Raw genomic sequence first — 18,690 nt, 5'->3', positions numbered from 1 at the left:
GTGCTCTGTGGGACACCGTCGGCGCTCTGCTTCACGCTTTCACTCCCAGCCAATGCGCCAGTTTCTTTACAGCCACAGGATATGAACCAGATTAAAGTGGAAAAGCTCTAGCGCTGCTCAAAAAGCCATGCGAAATCAGAGCCCAAGCGCCAACCAACGGTTATTCGAACTCTCCACATTTCGATTTAGAAACTTCTTTCAGGATAAGTCCTATTATTTAAAATACCATCCTCCATGTTGATTCGATTCAGGAATTTCCAGACCATCGCGCGCATAAAGTTTTTCCATGGAATGGCAGATCACATCCCCCTTGGAGACGGAATCGCCTTCTTTCAGCTTTTCAGCGAGGAAAGCGACATCGGTGTCAGAATCTCCCATTGGCCACAGTGCCGATGTGGCCAACTGACGTTTGCGTTGCATAAGACTCTGCAAAAGCAGATCAAAAGACTGTTCACGGTAATTCGGGTGGATTGCCAGGGGCACATGAATCGTGACCGGCCGTGTCTGTCCCAGTCGATGAACACGATCGTTACATTGCTCTTCCACTGCAGGATTCCACCAACGTGAGAGATGGATGACGTGTGTGGCGGCCGTAAGCGTCAAGCCGGTCCCAGCAGCTTTCGGTCCAAGAACCAAAAGATCGAAGCCTGCTCCTTCATCAAGGTTTTTCTGGAAATTATTGACAATTTCCTGACGCTTCCTGATGGGCGTATCGCCGTTGATCAGGCCAATCTTCTTCAGTCCCAATTTCACTTTTGCAAGTTCGATAAATCGATGCTGCATACGACGGTGCTCAATGAAAATCAGAGCACGCTCTCCTGCAGTGCGAATACGCCTGAGAATATCAAACGTTGTCGAAAGTCGCGCTGACATCCCGATAAAATCTTCCGTGTCCAGATCAGTATCAATAGCAGGATGAACCGACACGCTACGAATGTGATGCAGCATTTTCAATGCCGCACCGGCTCCCCTCTTCTGAAGTTTTATTCTCGCTTCTTCGTATTTCTGTGCCTGTAGTGATGGCATCGCTTGTGGATACAGAAAACGGGATTTAGCAGGCAGGTCACGCGCGACGGTTTCCTTTAGACGCCTGATAGCAAGAGGCGGCCTCGTCTGAAAAGACGAGAAGAGGCGCTGACGAAGCTCTTCCATATTCCCCTCCTCAGCCTTGCCATAGCGCTCCCTAAAATCCTGCAAAGAACCTAGCGCTCCCGGTGCCAGCGTATCCATGATTGCCCAGATATCTCTGGTTGAGTTCTCTATTGGCGTTCCAGTCAGGCCGATCCGAAAATCGGTATCCAGCGTGTGAGCCGCAAGAAAGGAAAGTGTTCCCGGAGTTTTTATATTCTGTATTTCATCAAATACTGTTACAGAAAAAGGGATGCGTGCCAAGGAATGTTGATAATTCGTCAATGTCGCGTAGGTCGTCAGAATCCAGGTAAGGTGTCCACTATCCCGCTCGATTGCGTTGTGGATATCAGAGAAATCAAGTTTTTCTTCTCCTGTTTCCTTGTCCGTCCCCTGTCGCCCCGGCAGCTTGCGCGCACTGATAGAAGAGCCATAAAGCCGTACTAGCAGCCTGTCGGGGAGGGTACCCCAACCCGACAGGCTAATAGAGGCTGTTATGTACTCACGGCTGGAAGGCCGTCGTGCTGTCAGTCGCCACCGCATCGTCCAGATCGTCAGTCGCTCCGCTGACACCCACCGCACCGATGACGTATTTTCCGCTCATAACCGGGTGAGAACCTGGAACAGCGGCAATGCCGGGGAGCGTCATCAGGAAGGCCTGATTCTGCTTGATACGCTGGGCGAACTCCTTGCCGGGCGAGGAATACAGAGCGGCCGTTCGGGCCTTCTTTATGGCCGTTTCATCGGTTCCAGTCTGCGAATCATCCATGCGGATAAAAGCAAGTAGCCGACCCGACCCATCGACCACCGCGATACTGACCTTCATCCCGCGCTGCTTCGCATCGGCCTCGGCAGCGTTTAGCAGGCTCTTTGCGCCTTCGCTGCTGAGAATAGTGCGTGTCAATACTTTGCTTTCAGCGTGTGCTTCTGCAAAAGCGGGGAACAACGCCAGAACGGCCAGCAGGCCGAGATGTCTGATTTTCATGTGGGATCCAGATGTAGGATTGTTGAAAATTTCTTTGGTTGTCGTGGATGTTTCACATCAATGAAAATGCTTGGCTGCATCGACAACGAGCGCCTGCTCGTTCTCATTGGTATCACCGCTGGTGCCTATGCTGCCGACAACCACGTCTCCCTGCCTGAAAACCGCGCCACCCGCCGAAGGCAGGATACCGGGAACAAAGCCTATGGGCAGATTCTGCTCCCGCGCAGCATCGAAGAATTCAATCGTGTTCCGGGCGAAACGCGCGGCCGATTTTGCCTTGGCGATCGAAGCTTCGACACAACCCGCATAAGCACCCTGCATCCGGGTAAACGCAACGAGATTTCCGTCAGTATCCTCAATAGCTATGCAAAGTTTGAGATGCCTGTTTTCAGCGAGTCCGACCGCATAATGGGCCATGTTCAACGCCGCCTCGGTGGTGATGTTGAGCTGCGGGGCTGTTGACGACGATTGCGCGAGCACCGGAGTGCTGAAGGACGCCAGTGCGACGAGAACTGTAAACATCTGCTTCATATCATGGGTTACCTTGTTCTGATTGTTATTTGTGAACCCAGAAGACATTTCGATCTCAGTGCCCATAACGAACACTGAAAAGAAAAATATCAGCCAGCCAAAAAAGTTTTACGTGGTCTGCCTGATATTCATTACTATGATTCTATGGAATATCAAAGAATACAAACAAGAAACATTAACACCTCTCATGTATGTGATATGATAATATCTTCCGTTTTCATGAATCCTCTCGTGCGTAATCCGGTTTCGAGGACACGCAGAGCGACAGCAGGAAACGTGGCATCAGGCCATGAGCGATCATCCAGCCATCAATCGAGAATTTTCCTGCACCAGCAATCGAAAAGCTCGCGAACAGAACGATCATGAGCATCGGATATTCCCAGCCGCCAACCGGTGCATTGTTCCAGGTGAACCCATCGCCAAAATGGTGACCATACTGATTGGCGATCAGATAATAAATCGCCCCGCCTATGCCGGCAGCGCGGGTCAACACCCCCATCCCCACGCCGATCGAGATCGCGAGTTCGCATAATCCTGCCACGATCACGGCCTGCCCTCCCGACGGTAACCCGAATCCAATGAACAATTGCGCCATATGATTGAACGAATGTTGCCCAGAAAAGAGTTTTTCCGCGAAATGCCCCACCATGTCGAAGCCAAAATAAATGCGGATCGTTGCGATCTGCCATTGCAGATGGCCGCCCCACTCCGACTCACGGGATCCCTTCCAGTCATGCGCGACACAATCGACGTAAAGAAGGAGATAGATAAGGAACGCGATTGTGGAACTGGCCATGCCGGGCACCGAGCCATGGATGGCGGCCACGCGCCAACTGATCAGAAAAGGCAGCATCGAGCCCAGAAAACCAACGACGAAATACCTGGGCATGATCAGAACCACGATCAGCAGGGACAGGCCATCCAGGCCGATCGTGGAAAAACGGGCAAAATCGGGAATCACAGTCGCAATGAACGAAGAATAGAACATTGCACTACAACATGCGACCAATGCCAGCCACAGCAGCCAGCCAGGCACGAAGCGCGGATGAAGAGCCACGAACGACGACGGCAGGATATTCCGTTTCAACAACATGGTTTTTCTTCTCTTAATGTGTTGTCCGACTTACGCATGAAACGTCAGAAGATAGTGTGGAAGTTGATGCCGAGGATCGTTGCATTGGGAACGCGGCCCGAGCCACCCGGTCGCCAGAAATACTGAAAATCCGGGGCGAGATCGATTCCATCCCTGATGTGGAAATTATAGGTTATGTCGAAGATCGACTCCCGACTGGCAAGGAGCGGCACGCTGGGAACGAGTGGATCGGGCGTGTACGACGTTGCGCTCGGCTGCCAGATCGACTTGACGTTGGGACCGTAGCGCAGAGTGGACCAGGTCATGCCCAGCGCGTCGCGCGGCCGGCCAGGAAACTGTCCGACATCAAGGATGCCGACATAGGCCTGATCTGAAACGACCGAGATCGCGGAAGTGACGTGGGTATAGCCGCCCTGGATGATCACGCCGCTGTCGGAGTAACGACCGTTGCGCAGTATCATCTGGTCGAACGCGATATAGCTGATCATCTGGCCGTGTCGCCAGCGGGTCGTGCCGTCGGCGGCCGGAACATTGTAGGCATGAGGCGAGGAATCCCACAGCATGCCCGCCTTGTAATGCCCATTGAGTCGATGCGGACCGAAGACCGGCTCGTAGCCTCCGCCAATGGCCAGAGTCACACCCGTGATGTGGTCGCCACCCCAGTCGGTACCGGCGGTGCCGCCCTTGAGCGGGCTGGTTTCATATGCGCCGAAGGTCAGGTAGGTCGGTATCGTCGGACGCACGCGCAGCATTGCGGACCACACGGTGCCGGGCCATGACGAATAACCATCCGTGAGAGTCGTCGCGCGGGGCTGGCTGCATGTCGCCTGGCCCATGACCAGACATTGCAACGGGCTGGAATCGAAATCCGGTCCGGGCGCGTAGCGGCCCATCGTCAGGATTACCCGACCGTGTATCCATTTCTTCTGAGCGTAGAAATAGACCAGGTGAATCACGACATTGCCGCCTCCGCCATATATCTGCTCGGGGTTGACGATGCCGTCCTGCAGCGCATCGGTCGAAAGCCGTCTGCCATGGCGCTGAACGGCGGTGATCGTGGTGGTGAAATCTGGAATATGCAGGATCTTGTCCCAGTCCAGATCGATTTCGACCGCGACCTGCCCGGCGAAGTCCTGCGCCTTGCGCGTGCCGCCCGACAGATTGCCTGCGAATTCGGACCAGTCGTCGATCAGCAGATTGACGCCCCTGGCTGCAAGGGCGTCACGCCAGCGCCCTATCTCACCCTGGAGAAGATGGGTGACGGGCGGCTGCGGCGGATAATAATCAGTCCCAGGCGGAATCGCGTTGAGGATTTCCGGCAGGGCGCCGGGGCCAGTCCTCGTCGATTGCGCCCATGACTGCATGACCGGCATCATCATGGCCGCCACCAGCAGAACAAACGCGAGAAAAGGCCATGCCGCCTGCCCTACGGCATCGTTACGGTTGACCATGAAGAAACCTTTTATTTTATTATTTTTCAGATTTCTTGTTGATTATGCTTCGTCTTTACGTCATGCGGATAACTTCTGTTCAGGGCGGGAGAGTTCCCGCCCATGTTTCCAAACAGGAAAAAACCGGGCTCGTTACCCGTGCGTAGGCATCGCGAATTCCGCACCGTTGCGAATGCCCGTCGGCCAGCGCTGGGTCACCGCCTTCATACGTGTGAAGAAACGCACTCCCTCTGGCCCGTGCATATGATGATCGCCAAACAGCGAATCCTTCCAGCCGCCGAAGGAATGAAACGCCATAGGCACCGGGATCGGCACGTTGATGCCGATCATTCCCGCTGTCACGCCGTGGGTGAAGGCTCGGGCGCTGTCGCCATCGCGGGTGAAGATCGCCGTACCATTGCCGTAGGGGCTGCCATTGACCAGCTTCAGCGCCGTCTCGAAATCCGGCGCGCGCATCACGCACAGAACCGGGCCGAAGATTTCCTCGCGATAGATATCCATCTCCGTCGTGACATGGTCGAACAACGAGCCGCCAATGAAGAAACCGCCCTCGTGATCCTTCACGACCAGATCGCGGCCATCGACGACCAGCGTCGCCCCCTGCTCCACACCGGAATCGATCAGCGCACGGATCTTCGCACGGTGCTGGGCGGTCACGACCGGTCCCATCTCGCTGGCCTCGTCGGTGCCGACGCCGACCCGCAGCGCCCGCGCCCGATCAGCGATCATAGCCACCAGCGGGTCGGCGACCGGGCCGACAGCCACCGCGACCGAGATGGCCATGCACCGCTCGCCGGCCGAGCCATACGCTGCGCCGATCAGCGCATCCACCGTCTTCTCCAGATCGCAGTCCGGCATGACGATGGCATGGTTCTTCGCGCCGCCCAGCGCCTGCACCCGCTTGCCGGACGCTGTCCCCGTCGCATAGACATGTTTCGCAATCGGCGTGGAACCGACGAAGCTGACGGCGGCAATGGCCGGGTGTTCGAGGATGGCGTTGACCATGTCCTTATCCCCCTGGACGACCTGGAACACGCCATCGAGTAGCCCGGCCTCCCTGAAGATATCGGCAAGCAGCACCGAGGCGGACGGATCACGCTCGGAAGGCTTAAGGATGAAGCAGTTACCGGTCGCGATCGCCATCGGCGCCATCCACAGCGGCACCATCACCGGAAAATTGAACGGCGTAATGCCGGCGGTGATTCCCAGCGGCTGACGCATGGTCCAGGCATCGATACCGCGGCTGACCTGCTCGGTATATTCGCCCTTCAGGAGCTCTGGCGCGGCCGTGGCGAACTCCACGACCTCCAGTCCACGCGTAACCTCCCCCTTAGCGTCCGACAGAACCTTGCCATGCTCGGCGGTGATAATTGCCGCGAGGTCATTTCTGCGGGCCTCAATCAGATCGCGGGCACGGAAGAGAATCCGCGCACGGGTCAATGGCGGAGTTTCGGCCCAGGCCGGAAACGCCTTTCGGGCCGCAGCAATCGCGGTCTCCAGGTCATGGGCATCGCCGAGCGCGACCTGAGCGGCGACGTCACCGGTCGCGGGATTGAAAACATCGGACCGGCCTGTGCCGTGGCCTTCCGTATGGTAGCCTCCAATGACGTGGGGAATGATCTTCATACTCATCTCTCTGTTCCTGAACTGCATGCGGTGGAAACGGGCTCGCAGCGCCCGATCAATAGGACGCCAGGGTCGTCTTGCCTGCGACCTCGTCACCGGCCTGGGCGCGCCGACGGACCTCGGCCACGGAATCCTGCGCCGCCTGGGCGAGCAGGCGGACATCATTGGAGACTGTGACCAGATCACAGCCCCAGCCGATCGCTCGGGCAGCATAGGCGGATGATCCGTTGTGCAGTCCCATGCGGATTCCGGCGGTGCGAGCGGCGGCCATGATGCGCTGGATGGCTTCGAGCATCTCCGGCTCCTCACGATCGAAACCGGTGCGATAGCGCCGCCCGGTCAGGCCCAGGGTCAGGTCGGCGGGACCGACATAGACACCGTCGAGCCCCGGCGTGCGGACGATCTCGTCGAGATTGGCCATCGCCTCCGCCGTTTCGATCATTGCGAAGCACAGCACTTCGTCATCAGCGACGGCGCCGTAGTCGCCGCCCAGCGCGAAATTCGCCCGCGTTGGCCCGAAACTGCGGCAGCCGCGGGGTGGATAACGCACATAGGAGACCAGCCGCTCCGCATCGGCGCGGCTGTTGACCATCGGGCAGATCACACCCCAGGCGCCCGCATCGAGCGCCTTCATGATCGAGGCCGGCTCGAGCCACGTCGAACGTACCAGCGGAGCCACGCCCGAAGCCCGCATCGCCTGCAGCATGCCCAGCATGCCTTCGTAACCGATGGCGCCGTGCTGGGTGTCTATGGTCACCGAATCATAGCCGGCGGAGGCCATGATCTCGGCCGAGAACGGATTGGCGATCGATAGCCAGCCGTTGAGGACCGCACCGCCCTCTGCCCAGATACGCCGGATCGGGTTCCTGCTCATGATGTCTGTCCTGTCTTGCCCCGGCCTGCCCGGACGACGTTAGTAGATGACCGGCTCGGGCACCTGGGCGCCAAAATCAGTCTGAAGGAAATCGAAATCGCACCCTTCGTTCGCCTGGCGCATATGGTGCGCAGCCATCCAGCCATAGCCGCGTCCGTAGCGCGGCGGCGGCGGCGTCCAGGCCGCACGACGGCGCGCCAGCTCCTCTTCGGACACTTCCATCGATATCGAACGCGCTTCGACATCGACCGAGATAATGTCGCCGGTTTTCAGAAGCGCCAGCGGTCCGCCGATATAGCTCTCGGGCGCCACATGCAGCACGCATGCGCCATAGCTGGTGCCGCTCATTCTTGCATCCGAAAGACGGAGCATGTCACGATACCCTTCCTTGAGCAGACGCCTGGGCATCGGCAGCATGCCCCATTCCGGCATACCCGGCCCGCCCAGCGGACCGGCATTGCGCAGCACGAGGACATGATCGGGAGTGACGTCCAGCGTCTCGTCCTCAATCGCCTTCTTCATGGTGGGGTAATCGTCGAATACCAGTGCCGGCCCGCTATGTTTGTGAAATTTCGGGTCGCAGCAGGCCGGTTTCATCACGCAGCCGTCGGGGGCCAGATTGCCGCGCAGAACGGCCAGTGCTCCGCCAGCCTCGCCGGTGAACATCGGCTTGTCGAGCGGCCGGATGACGTCATTGTTCCATACCCGCGCGTCCTTGATGTTCTCACCCACACTGCGACCGGTCACGGTCAGGCAGGAAAGGTCGAGAAAGGACGAAATCTGCTTCATCAGCGCCGCGATACCGCCGGCGTAGTAGAAGTCTTCCATCAGATAGGTCGTGCCGGTGGGGCGGACATTTGCGATTACCGGCACCTCGCGGCTGGCGCGGTCGAAATCATCCAGGCCAATCGGAACGCCGGCACGGCGCGCCATGGCGATCACATGGATGATGGCATTGGTCGAGCAGCCCATCGCCATCGCCACGGCGATCGCGTTGAGAAAGGCGGCGCGGGTCTGGATTTTCGAAGGTTTCAGCTCTTCGCGCACCATATCGACGATCCGCCGTCCCGAACTCTTAGCCATGCGGATATGGTTGGAGTCGACCGCCGGGATCGAACTTGCCCCCGGCAACGACAGGCCGATCCCTTCCGCGATGGCGGTCATGGTGCTGGCCGTACCCATCGTCATGCAGGTGCCCGCACTGCGGGCGATGCCGGCTTCAACGCCCTGCCAGTCGGCCTGAGTGATCTTGCCTGCCCGCAATTCGTCCCAGTATTTCCAGGAATCTGCGCCCGAACCCAAAGTCTTGCCCTGCCAGTTACCGCTGAGCATCGGGCCGGCGGGCACGTAGATTGCCGGAATATCCATGCTGGTCGCACCCAGCAGCAGACCCGGCGTGGTCTTGTCACAGCCGCCCATCAGTACCGCTCCATCCACCGGATAGGAACGCAGCAATTCTTCCGCTTCCATCGCCAGCATGTTGCGATAGAGCATGGTGGTGGGCTTCATGAAATTCTCGGAGAGCGAGATGGCCGGGAGCTCCAGTGGAAAGCCGCCAGCCTCAAGCACCCCGCGCTTCACGTCCTCGACCCGCTGCCTGAAATGCATGTGGCAGGGATTGATGTCGGACCAAGTATTGAGGATCGCTATAACCGGCTTGCCTTCCCAGTCCTGCGGATCGTACCCCATCTGCATCGCACGTGAACGGTGTCCGAAACTGCGCAGGTCAGCCGGCCCGAACCACCGCTCGCTGCGCAGTGTGCGCTTCTGGGTGTCGCCCGCGTCCGGCACCCGGGCTCCGGCGTCTTCTGTCATGCGTCCCTCTCCTTGCCCGTTCATGACCATCAGCCATGGCGGAATGTGGTCGGGGCGAGTTAGGACGCGACAGATCCGTGGTGTCCAGATTAGATACGGCATGGATCAAGACAGGATTGGTATCAATGCTTCAGCTCACCCAAATCCGGTGCTTTGTCGCGGTAGCGGAAGAGCACCATTTCGGACGGGCGGCGGCGCGGCTGAACATGACGCAGCCGCCACTCAGCCGACAGATCCAGCTTCTGGAACATGAACTGGGAGTTGAGCTGCTGGAGCGCACCAGCCGCAGCGTCCGGCTCACGCAGGCGGGCACGGTGTTCCTGCCCGAAGCGCGCCGCCTGCTACGCAGCACGGAGGATGCGATACTTGCCGCCCGCAGGGCCGGCCGCGGTGCGCAGGGGAAGATAGCGATCGGTTTTACCCCTTCAAACAGCTACGATTTTCTGCCGCGACTGATTTCCGCTCTGCGCGCGGACTATCCTGATGTGGAGCTGATTCTGGAGGAAATGATAACCCGCGATCAACTCGCGGCCCTGGCTTCCCACCGCATCGACATCGCCTTCGTGCGCCCCCCCTTCGAAGCCGCCGATATCCGGTCGCGACGGGTGCTGGCCGAACGCATGGTCGCTGCACTGCCCGCCAATCATCCACTGGCGGCGCGTAGTGCGCTGACGCCGGAGGATCTGGAAGGCCAGGAACTGATCATGTATTCAATTCTGGGTAGCGGCTATTTTCACGACCTTGTGCAACGCCTGCTGGTCAGCACGAACATCCGCCCCCGACTCGTGCATCACCTCACCCAGATCCACGCCGTTCTCTCAATGGTGAAAACCGGCGTCGGTATGGCCCTGATTCCGGAATCGGCATCCCGGCTCGATATCGGAAATGTCATCTGTCGTCCGCTGGCCTTCGGCGAGGATATCGAAGCCGAGCTGTTCATGGCTTACCGCGCGCAGGATGCAAGCCTTGCCCTTGAAAATGTCATGACTATTGCAGAGAAAATCGCCAAAGAGGGACGGTGGCTACCTGCGTCCGTTCTCTGACCGACGGAGTGCATGATCGTCCGTTCCGGCCCCAATGATGCGCGCCCTGTATTGATCCATGCCGAGTTTAGTTTTGACGCCGCCCGGCGACGTGCGCTCCCTACACCTCCATGATCGCGTGCTGTCGCGGTACGGCGACCGGTGATCCCGGTTTCCCCGCTCCGGTCCACGCACTAAGGGAGAACACGAGGGTGACGACAACAAGAGGGCCAACACTATGCCCCCCGGTCACACATCCGTCGGCGACCGATGAGGCAACCAGAACCGGCAGGCGCACGGTCGTGCGATATGCCGTCCTTGCGTTCCTGTTCGCCATTACCGCGATCAATTACGGCGACCGCGCGACGCTTGGCATCGCGGGTTCCAGCATCTCGCATGATCTCGGCCTCACGCCGGTGGCGATGGGGTACGTCTTCTCCGCGTTCGGCTGGGCCTATGTGCTGAGCCAGGTGCCGGGCGGCTGGCTGCTGGATCGCTACGGCTCGATCCGCGTCTATGGTGTCAGCCTGTTCGCCTGGTCGATCTGCACGCTGGCGATCGCCGGGATCGGCAGGATTCCCCACACTATCGCGTTTCCTGCGCTGTTCGTGCTGTGGGCCGGACTGGGGCTGGTAGAGGCACCGACCTTTCCCGCCAACAGCCGTATCGTCTCAAGCTGGTTTCCGACCTCGGAACGCGGTCTCGCGACATCCATCTTCAACTCGGCGCAATATGTCGCCGTCGCGTTCTTCGCGCCGGTGATGGGCTGGGTCACCCAGCAATTCGGCTGGCAATACATCTTTATCGCAATGGGCGTCGCGGGCATGGGGCTCGCCCTCTTCTGGCTTGCCCGGATGCGGCCACCGGCCGCCCATCCCGCCGTCAACGCTGCCGAACTGGCCTTCATGCGCTCCGGCGGAGCGCTGGTCGATATCGACGACCGCTCCCGCCGGATCAAAACCACACTTACCCGGCGGCAAATCCGTTTCATGCTGACCGACCGGACTTTGCTCGGTGTCTATGGCGGCCAGTATTGCATCACCGCAATCCTGTATTTCTTCCTCACCTGGTTTCCGCTCTACCTGCACCAGTCCCGCGGACTCTCGATGACCCAGACGGGCCTGGCCGCCAGTGTGCCGGCGCTGTGCGGGCTGGCCGGCGCGATCGTCGGTGGCGCCCTGTCCGACATGCTGCTGCGCGCGGGGCGCTCGGAGACCCTGGCGCGCAAGGCGCCCTACGTGATCGGAATGGCTGTCGCCTCGACCATCTGTCTTTGCAATTTCGTGCATTCCGCCTTGCTGATCGTGGCGATCATGTCCTTCGCCTTCTTCGGCAAGGGCGTCGCTGCGATCGGCTGGGCGGTCATTTCTGACATCGCACCAAAGGAAACCCCGGGCCTGGCCGCCGGGATCTTCAATGGGATCGGTAATATCGCCGGCATCGTGACGCCAATCGTGATCGGATACATCGTCGCCTGGACAAAATCCTATGATGGAGCGCTGCTTTTCGTTGCTGCGCACTGCATCGTCGCGATCCTTCTCTATCTCTTCGTGGTGGGCAGAATACGACGGCTTTCCCTGCCCGACTGAAGCCGCCCCATGACGGTCGCGAAAACACACTGTTACCAACGACAATAATAATAAGAACAAGAGAACATCCCATGTCTCACCTCATCGATGCTTTTGCCCGGCCGCTTTCCCGACGTGCCGCTCTGGCGGGTCTGGCCGGTGGTCTGGCGCTGGCCGGGTGCGAAGCCGCCGGCATCCGGCAGGCCATGGCGACATCCCGCCCGCCGCATCTCCATGCGACCGTAATCGCCTCGTCCCCCCGCTATCTGTGCAACGCGGTGGCCGCGACGCAGGGCGGCACGCTGTTTCTTGGCGCGCCGCGCTGGGAACTGATGGAAGACACTCCCTGCGTGTTCCGCGTGGAGCCGGACGGCGCGCTTCAGCCGTTCCCAGGCGGAAGCTGGAACCAGTGGAAGCCGGGCGGCGACCCGACCAATGCGTTCCTGATGGTCAACGGCCTGCATATCTTCAGTGACGATACGCTGTGGGTCGTCGATCAGGGCGTCGATCCGACGACCGGGACCACGGTACCCGGCGGCCAGAAACTGGTGCAGTTCGACACCCAGACCGGCAAGGTGCTCCAGGTGCTGCGCTGGGGGCCCGATATCCTGCCTCCGGGCTCGGCGATGAATGATCTGCGCATTGCCGGTGACCTGATGTTCGTGACCGATTCCGGTCTCGGCGGGATCATCATCCATCATATGGGCAGCGGCGAGACGGTGCGCCGGCTGTCGGAACACCCGCTGCTGCGGGCGACCTATGCCAAGCCGATGCGCGGTCGTGACGGGCACATCTTCATGGACAAGAACGGCAAGCGGCCGCTGGTCCATTCGGATATGCTCGAAATCACCGCCGATCGAAAATGGTTCTATTTCTCCTGCCCCATCGGTCCGCTGCGTCGCCTGCCCGCCAGCGCCCTGCTCGACATGAGCCTGACCGATGCCCAGCTGGCCGCGAAGATCGAAACCGTTCTGGATATGCCGACGATGATGGGCACGGCCATCGACACGCTGGATAATTTCTACTTCGCCGATGCCGAACATGGACGAATCAGGGTGCTGACACCGGAGCGCAAGCTGCTGACGCTGATCGAGGACTCACGGCTGATCGATGGCGATGCCCTGTTTATCACCGCTGATCGCCACATGCTGGTGCCGATCCCGCAGACCGAGCGACTGCCAGGCAACAATGCGGGCGCGAACACTCTGAAACCACCCTTCATAAGCCTTGGCTTCATGCTTCCGGAAACGCTGGATGGCCATCGGCTGGGCAATGTGGTGAGCAGCCTCTGATAACCGGAGACGTATGGAACCCGACGCAACCTCCGGCGGCTTCAGGGCACAAAACATGATCCACCGGATCAGGAATGACGGGATCTGCGAACGCACGATTCCGATCGCGAAAAAACAAAATGGAAGAACGCAATGAAGCGGCGCGACATCATAAAAGGGGGGCTGATGCTGATGGCGACCAGCACGCTGGCCTCCATCTACAAACCTGCCTGTTCCAAGACGTTTGTCGGCGGCAGCGGCCTGTGGAAAGCCGAGCCGCCACCGCCGCTGATGGTGGTCGATTCCAGCCGGCTGGTCTATCTGACCGAAGCCGAAGCGAAGCTCGTCGGCGCAGTGTTCGATGTCCTGATCCCCCATGACGAACTTGGAATCGGTGCGACCGAAGCCGGCTGCGTGACCTTCCTCGACCACCAGCTGGCCGGTCCCTATGGCGCGGCGGCCAAGGATTACCGGCTCGGACCGGTAGTCGAGGGCCTGCCGCAACAGGGACCGCAAAGCATTGCCACCCCGGCAGAGCTCTATCGCACGGGCCTGGTCGAACTCCGGCACGCTGCACAGGCGAAATTCGGTAAATCGTTCCTCGATCTGTCTGAAGACCAGAAGATCGACTTCATGAAGGGAATCGAGACCGGGGATATTCCATTCGAAACGCTGAAATCGAACGAATTCTTCTCCATGCTGCTGCAGAATGTTCGCGAGGGCTATCTGGCCGATCCGATGTATGGCGGCAACCGCGACATGACCGGATGGAAACTGATCGGATTTCCCGGCGCAATCTACGATTATCGCGACTGGATGGTCTCGCAGCGGGGCAAGAAGATCGACGTCGAACCCGTCAGTCTGCTGAGCCGCGCCTGACCGGCGATTGCCTGCATCAGATCACAAAAAAAGAAAAAGGCATGTCTTTATGAATTACAAGAGGCCAAAAGCCGATGTGGTCATCATCGGGCTCGGATGGTCCGGCTCCACGATGGCCGAGGAACTGACCCGCGCGGGGCTGAATGTGGTCGCGATCGAGCGTGGCGCATGGCGCGACACCACGACCAGTTTCCCGACGACGCGCAATCCCGACGAGCTCAGCGGATCGGTGCGCAAGGATATTCTCCAGGCACCCGTTACTGAAACCTACACGGTGCGCAACAAGGCCAACCAGACCGCCCTGCCGCTCCGGAAATTCAACAATCTGACGCTGGGGAACAATGTTGGCGGCGCGGGAACACATTGGGCCGGGGCAAGCTGGCGCTGGCAGGCGTTCGACCACCAGCCCTACACCCGCGTCATGGAGCGTTATGGCGCCAAACAACTGGTCGACGGGCTCATCCTCCAGGACTGGGGTGTCACCTATGATGACCTCGAACCCTTCTATGACCGGTTCGAGAAGATCGCGGGCACATCCGGCACGGCAGGCGTGATCAATGGCGCAAAACAGCCCGGCGGCAATCCGTTCGAAGGGTCGCGCACCAGCCTCTATCCCACGCCCGCGCTGGAACGCACGCGCGCCAATCTTCTGTTTTCGGAAGCCGCGACCCGGCTGGGTTACCATCCTTTCCCGGTCCCGTCTGCGATGATCGGCGCCCCCTATACCAACGCGCTGGGTCTCAATCTGGCGCCATGCACTTATTGCGGCTACTGCCAGCTCTATGGATGCGGCAACTGGTCGAAATCCAGCCCGAATATCTGCATTCTGCCGGTGCTGATGCAGCGCCCGAATTTCACGGTCGTCACCGAATCCGAAGTGATCCGGATCAACACCACGCCCGACAAGAAGATGGCGACCGGCGTCACCTTCGTCGATTCAAACGGCAATATCGGCGAACAGCCGGCCGATATCGTTATCACCGCGACATTCACGCTCGACAATACCCGCCTGCTCCTGCTGTCGGGCATCAGCATGCCTTATGATTTCGCATCGGGCCAGGGCGTCGTGGGACGCGGCTTTACTTTCCAGACCCTGTCCTGGGGCTTCATGTTCTTCGAAAACGAGTATCTGAACCCGTTCATGAACACCGGCGCGCTGGCGACCCAGATCGACGATTTCAACGGTGACAATTTCGATCATACGGGCATGGGCTTCATCGGGGGCGCCGGCATCCAGTCGCTATGCAACCAGGGCCTGCCGATCGGCATGGCCGGGCTGGTGCCCGAGGGAAGCCCGCAATGGGGCAAGGGCTGGAAGCAGGCCTTTCAGAAAGGCTACCAGAATTACGCGCAGATCCAGGGCCAGGGTACGAATTTCGCGCACCGCGAGCAGTTCCTCGATCTCGACCCGACCTACAAGGACCGTTTCGGCCAGCCGCTGTTGCGCATTACCTTTGATTATAACGAGAACGATCGCCGTTCCGGACGATTCGTCCGCGACAAATGCGTCGAAATTGCCAGGGAAATGGGGGCCAGGCAGGTTTGGGGTGATTCATTCCCGGATCGGCCCTATTCGGGTTACAGGCTGTGGGATTCCTCGCATGTCCAGGGCGGTGTCGTCATGGGGGAGGACCCGAAGACCAGCGTCCAGAATCGGTATCAACAGAACTGGGACATTCCCAACCTGTTCGTAATTGGTGCCTCGTCCTTTCCGAACAATGCCGGATACAATCCAACGATTGTGGTGGGCGCGACGACCCTTTGGACCGCGAAGGCGATCAGGGACCTCTATCTCAGGAATCCCGGCCCGCTGGTAAGGGTGTGATCATGGCAAGATTTCTGCTTCGCAACACGTTGGGTGCCTGCGTCCGCGGTGGCGTTGCCTTGTCCGTGGCGGCCCTGTTCGCGAATGCCGCACAGGCGCAGGACGCATCCGCTGGCACGGGGATCGAGCATGGGCGCTATCTCGCGATCGCCAGCGATTGCGTCGCCTGTCATACCGCCTCTGGTGGCAAACCGTTCGCTGGCGGGCTGGACCTGAATACGCCCTTCGGCATCATCACGACGAGCAACATCACCTCCGACAAGGCGACCGGTATCGGATCGTGGACATTCCAGCAGTTCGATGCCGCCGTTCGACACGGCAAGGGTGCCAACGGGAATCTCTACCCCGCCATGCCCTATACCTCCTACGTCAAGATGACCGATTCCGACGTGGCGGATCTCTGGGCCTATATGAGGACGGTTCCGCCGGTCAGTCAGAAGGTGGTCGAGAACAAGCTGCCGTTCCCCTATAATATTCGCTCTGCTCTCGTGGCCTGGAATCTCCTGTTCTTTGACAAAAAGCCGTTCACGCCGGATTCCACGAAGAGTGCTGCGGTCAATCGCGGCGCCTATCTGGTCGAGGTACTGGAACATTGCGGCATCTGCCACACCCCCAAGAGCATTCTCGGCCATGACAGCAGCGCCACCTATCAGGGTACGTCTCTCCAGGGGTGGCACGCGCCCGACCTGACCAACAACGACCATACCGGCCTCGGCACATGGAGCGCCAAAGACATCGAGACCTACCTGCGGAGTGGCACCAACCGTCACACGGCCTCATCGGGCCCCATGACTGAAGTGATCGTGAACTCCACCCAGCATCTCACAGATGCTGACCTGCAGGCTATTGCCGCCTATTTCAAGGCGTTGCCGGCACGAACGGTCGACGTTCCCCGACCGCTTCCAGCCACCAACGCCCAGATGGCGGCGGGCAAACGCGAATTTGTCGTACAATGCAGTGCCTGTCATACCAGCAACGGTCTGGGCGTGGCGAACATGATCCCGACGCTTCAGAGCAATCCGGCGATCAACGCGAAAAGCCCGGACAGCCTGCTGAATATCCTGCTCATGGGAACGTCCGGTCCCGCGACCGTCGCGAACCCCACAGGGGCCGCCATGCCCGGCTTTGCCTGGAAATTGCACGATGATCAGATCGCCAGTGTTCTGACTTATATCCGCAACAGCCAGGACAATGCCGCTCCCGCCGTTTTGGCCGCCGATGTGGCAAAAGCCCGCAAGGCACTCAATGCCCAGCAGACCGTCTGGCATTGACAATCACGTGAGAAACAGAACGCACATGATTGCGCAGGACATCATCGACAGGCTCGGACTTGTTCCTCACCCGGAGGGTGGCTGGTATCGCGAAACCTGGCGTGCCCCTCACGACAGCAGCGATGACAGGGGACGCGCTTTGCTGATCTGTTACCTTTTGGAACGCGGCCAGCACTCACACTGGCACAGAATTGATGCGACAGAGATCTGGCTGCATCAGGGCGGAGGCATACTGCATCTACATACATGGTCTGGCGGAGATCCAGGCTCAGGCCCGGTTAATTGATTGAACTGAGGGAGGGTGAGCCAGTGAGTGACGTGTTTTTGCTGTCTGAGCACCAGATGGGACGGATCCGGCCGTTTTTCCCACTGGCACATGGGGGTCCGCGTGTGGATGACCGTCGTGTTCTGAGCGGGATCGTTTACGTGATCCGCAACGGCCTTCAGTGGAAAGATGCCCCGAAGGCGTATGGTCCGCACAAGACTTTATACAACCGCTTTATCCGGTGGAGCCGCCTGGGTGTCTTTGACAGGATCTTCGTCGCCCTGACGGAGCAGACTGGGCGTTCCAGGCGTCTGATGATCGACGCGACACATCTGAAAGCACACCGGACAGCGGCCTCCCTGCTCAGAAAAGGACTTTTCCCCGCCATATCGGACGGACAAAGGGCGGCCTGAACTCAAAACTCCATGTCGTGTGCGATGGTCAGGGCCGTCCGGTCCGGCTGCATCTGACTGCAGGTCAGGTCAGTGACTTTAAAGGCGCAGACGTGCTTCTGGCAGATCTCCCCGACGAGACAGAGGAAGTCATCGGTGACCGGGGATACGACAGCAACCGGATCAGAGAGTCTCTCGCAGACCGCAATATCACCGCCTGCATTCCTCCAAAGAAGAACCGGAAATCAAAGCCACCCTACGACTGGCATCTGTATAAAAAACGCCACCTGATCGAAAACATGTTCGCAAAGCTCAAAGACTGGCGGCGCGTGGCAACCAGATATGACAGATGTGCTCATACATTCATCTCCGCTATCCACATCGCAGCAAGTTTTATCTTCTGGCTCAAAGAATGAGTCCTGAGCCTGGAGGGTGTTATGTATTTTCTGGCGTGAGTGTTGCAGAACAGATGGATGAATACTGCGCGCAAACCATATCCATCTGATGTCAGTGACGAAGAATGGTCTCTGATTGTTCCGTATCTCCTTCTGATGAAGGAAGACGCGGAACAGCGCCATCATGATCTGAGAGAGTTGTTCAACGGTCTGCGGTATGTGATCCGTTACGGTATAGCATGGCGTGCGATGCCGAACGATCTGCCACCGTGGACTGCGGTTTATCAGCAATCCCGGCG

General features: G+C 59.1%; 17 protein-coding genes. 9 read left to right on the top strand and 8 right to left on the bottom strand.

All coding sequences use genetic code 11. The features are described 5' to 3' along the window. Nucleotides 1-213: 213 nt before the first annotated feature. The 8 genes from GOB85_RS16515 to araD form a co-directional block, all read right to left on the bottom strand. Entirely contained in the window at nt 214-1,671 is a 1,458-nt protein-coding gene (locus GOB85_RS16515; protein ID WP_173578580.1) for a DEAD/DEAH box helicase, read from the bottom strand. Continuing rightward, a complete protein-coding gene (locus tag GOB85_RS16510; RefSeq protein WP_173578581.1) occupies nt 1,631-2,113 on the bottom strand; it encodes a GlcG/HbpS family heme-binding protein in 483 nt (160 codons plus the stop codon). The genes GOB85_RS16515 and GOB85_RS16510 overlap by 41 nt, the downstream gene beginning before the upstream one ends. Before the next feature lie 57 nt (nt 2,114-2,170). Beyond that, nucleotides 2,171-2,644, bottom strand: coding sequence for a GlcG/HbpS family heme-binding protein (locus GOB85_RS16505; RefSeq protein WP_242011585.1), 474 nt, complete (start codon nt 2,642-2,644; stop codon nt 2,171-2,173). Between the two features lie 217 nt (nt 2,645-2,861). After that, the gene (locus GOB85_RS16500) at nt 2,862-3,737 is read right to left on the bottom strand and encodes a DoxX family protein (protein ID WP_173578583.1); all 876 of its coding nucleotides are present in this window, start codon (nt 3,735-3,737) and stop codon (nt 2,862-2,864) included. Nucleotides 3,738-3,781: 44 nt separating this feature from the next. Continuing rightward, complete coding sequence (locus GOB85_RS16495) at nt 3,782-5,188, bottom strand: carbohydrate porin (protein WP_173578584.1); 1,407 nt, start codon at nt 5,186-5,188, stop codon at nt 3,782-3,784. A gap of 132 nt (nt 5,189-5,320) precedes the next feature. After that, nucleotides 5,321-6,814: a CoA-acylating methylmalonate-semialdehyde dehydrogenase gene (locus GOB85_RS16490; protein ID WP_173578596.1), complete on the bottom strand. Its 1,494-nt coding sequence runs from the start codon at nt 6,812-6,814 to the stop codon at nt 5,321-5,323. 55 nt (nt 6,815-6,869) lie between these two features. Then, a complete protein-coding gene (locus GOB85_RS16485; RefSeq protein WP_173578585.1) occupies nt 6,870-7,688 on the bottom strand; it encodes an HpcH/HpaI aldolase family protein in 819 nt (272 codons plus the stop codon). Nucleotides 7,689-7,727: 39 nt separating this feature from the next. Beyond that, nucleotides 7,728-9,503, bottom strand: coding sequence for an L-arabinonate dehydratase (gene araD / locus GOB85_RS16480; protein WP_173578586.1), 1,776 nt, complete (start codon nt 9,501-9,503; stop codon nt 7,728-7,730). Nucleotides 9,504-9,628: 125 nt separating this feature from the next. Between araD and GOB85_RS16475 the strand changes: the two genes are divergently transcribed. From GOB85_RS16475 to GOB85_RS16435, 9 genes are all read left to right on the top strand, one after another. Next, the gene (locus GOB85_RS16475) at nt 9,629-10,546 is read left to right on the top strand and encodes a LysR family transcriptional regulator (protein ID WP_173578587.1); all 918 of its coding nucleotides are present in this window, start codon (nt 9,629-9,631) and stop codon (nt 10,544-10,546) included. Between the two features lie 281 nt (nt 10,547-10,827). Then, complete coding sequence (locus GOB85_RS16470; RefSeq protein WP_338421785.1) at nt 10,828-12,114, top strand: MFS transporter; 1,287 nt, start codon at nt 10,828-10,830, stop codon at nt 12,112-12,114. A gap of 71 nt (nt 12,115-12,185) precedes the next feature. Beyond that, on the top strand, nt 12,186-13,385 hold the full coding sequence (locus tag GOB85_RS16465) for an SMP-30/gluconolactonase/LRE family protein (RefSeq protein ID WP_173578589.1): 1,200 nt from the start codon (nt 12,186-12,188) through the stop codon (nt 13,383-13,385). Between the two features lie 132 nt (nt 13,386-13,517). Then, nucleotides 13,518-14,243 (top strand): gluconate 2-dehydrogenase subunit 3 family protein, encoded by a 726-nt coding sequence (locus GOB85_RS16460; protein ID WP_173578590.1) that lies wholly within the window; start codon nt 13,518-13,520, stop codon nt 14,241-14,243. 49 nt (nt 14,244-14,292) lie between these two features. After that, entirely contained in the window at nt 14,293-16,068 is a 1,776-nt protein-coding gene (locus GOB85_RS16455; protein ID WP_173578591.1) for a GMC family oxidoreductase, read from the top strand. Nucleotides 16,069-16,070: 2 nt separating this feature from the next. After that, entirely contained in the window at nt 16,071-17,339 is a 1,269-nt protein-coding gene (locus GOB85_RS16450; protein ID WP_194298817.1) for a c-type cytochrome, read from the top strand. 25 nt (nt 17,340-17,364) lie between these two features. After that, nucleotides 17,365-17,625, top strand: a complete 261-nt coding sequence (locus GOB85_RS16445) for a cupin domain-containing protein (protein WP_173578593.1) — start codon at nt 17,365-17,367, stop codon at nt 17,623-17,625. Between the two features lie 23 nt (nt 17,626-17,648). Then, nucleotides 17,649-18,412, top strand: a protein-coding gene (locus GOB85_RS16440; protein WP_173578594.1) for an IS5 family transposase whose coding sequence is annotated in 2 segments (ribosomal slippage) — nt 17,649-17,982 and nt 17,982-18,412 — 765 coding nt in all. Because the reading frame shifts where the segments join, the coding sequence is not laid out codon by codon here. 57 nt (nt 18,413-18,469) lie between these two features. Continuing rightward, on the top strand, nt 18,470-18,690 hold a 221-nt coding region (locus tag GOB85_RS16435), incomplete at its 3' end, for a transposase (protein WP_173578595.1).

The organism is Acetobacter fallax, from assembly GCF_011516735.1.
GTDB lineage: Bacteria > Pseudomonadota > Alphaproteobacteria > Acetobacterales > Acetobacteraceae > Acetobacter > Acetobacter fallax.
The sequence above is the reverse complement of the archived record's forward strand: the minus strand, read 5'-3'. Positions and strand labels throughout refer to the sequence as shown.

Coding starts and splice junctions, on each gene's coding strand:
- GOB85_RS16500 (WP_173578583.1), bottom strand. CDS start 3,737: ATGTTGTTGAAACGGAATATCCTGCCGTCGTCGTTCGTGGCTCTTCAT.
- GOB85_RS16445 (WP_173578593.1), top strand. CDS start 17,365: ATGATTGCGCAGGACATCATCGACAGGCTCGGACTTGTTCCTCACCCG.
- GOB85_RS16475 (WP_173578587.1), top strand. CDS start 9,629: ATGCTTCAGCTCACCCAAATCCGGTGCTTTGTCGCGGTAGCGGAAGAG.
- GOB85_RS16455 (WP_173578591.1), top strand. CDS start 14,293: ATGAATTACAAGAGGCCAAAAGCCGATGTGGTCATCATCGGGCTCGGA.
- GOB85_RS16485 (WP_173578585.1), bottom strand. CDS start 7,688: ATGAGCAGGAACCCGATCCGGCGTATCTGGGCAGAGGGCGGTGCGGTC.
- GOB85_RS16490 (WP_173578596.1), bottom strand. CDS start 6,814: ATGAAGATCATTCCCCACGTCATTGGAGGCTACCATACGGAAGGCCAC.
- GOB85_RS16510 (WP_173578581.1), bottom strand. CDS start 2,113: ATGAAAATCAGACATCTCGGCCTGCTGGCCGTTCTGGCGTTGTTCCCC.
- GOB85_RS16460 (WP_173578590.1), top strand. CDS start 13,518: ATGAAGCGGCGCGACATCATAAAAGGGGGGCTGATGCTGATGGCGACC.
- GOB85_RS16495 (WP_173578584.1), bottom strand. CDS start 5,188: ATGGTCAACCGTAACGATGCCGTAGGGCAGGCGGCATGGCCTTTTCTC.
- GOB85_RS16515 (WP_173578580.1), bottom strand. CDS start 1,671: ATGCGGTGGCGACTGACAGCACGACGGCCTTCCAGCCGTGAGTACATA.
- GOB85_RS16465 (WP_173578589.1), top strand. CDS start 12,186: ATGTCTCACCTCATCGATGCTTTTGCCCGGCCGCTTTCCCGACGTGCC.
- araD (WP_173578586.1), bottom strand. CDS start 9,503: ATGACAGAAGACGCCGGAGCCCGGGTGCCGGACGCGGGCGACACCCAG.
- GOB85_RS16505 (WP_242011585.1), bottom strand. CDS start 2,644: ATGAAGCAGATGTTTACAGTTCTCGTCGCACTGGCGTCCTTCAGCACT.
- GOB85_RS16450 (WP_194298817.1), top strand. CDS start 16,071: ATGGCAAGATTTCTGCTTCGCAACACGTTGGGTGCCTGCGTCCGCGGT.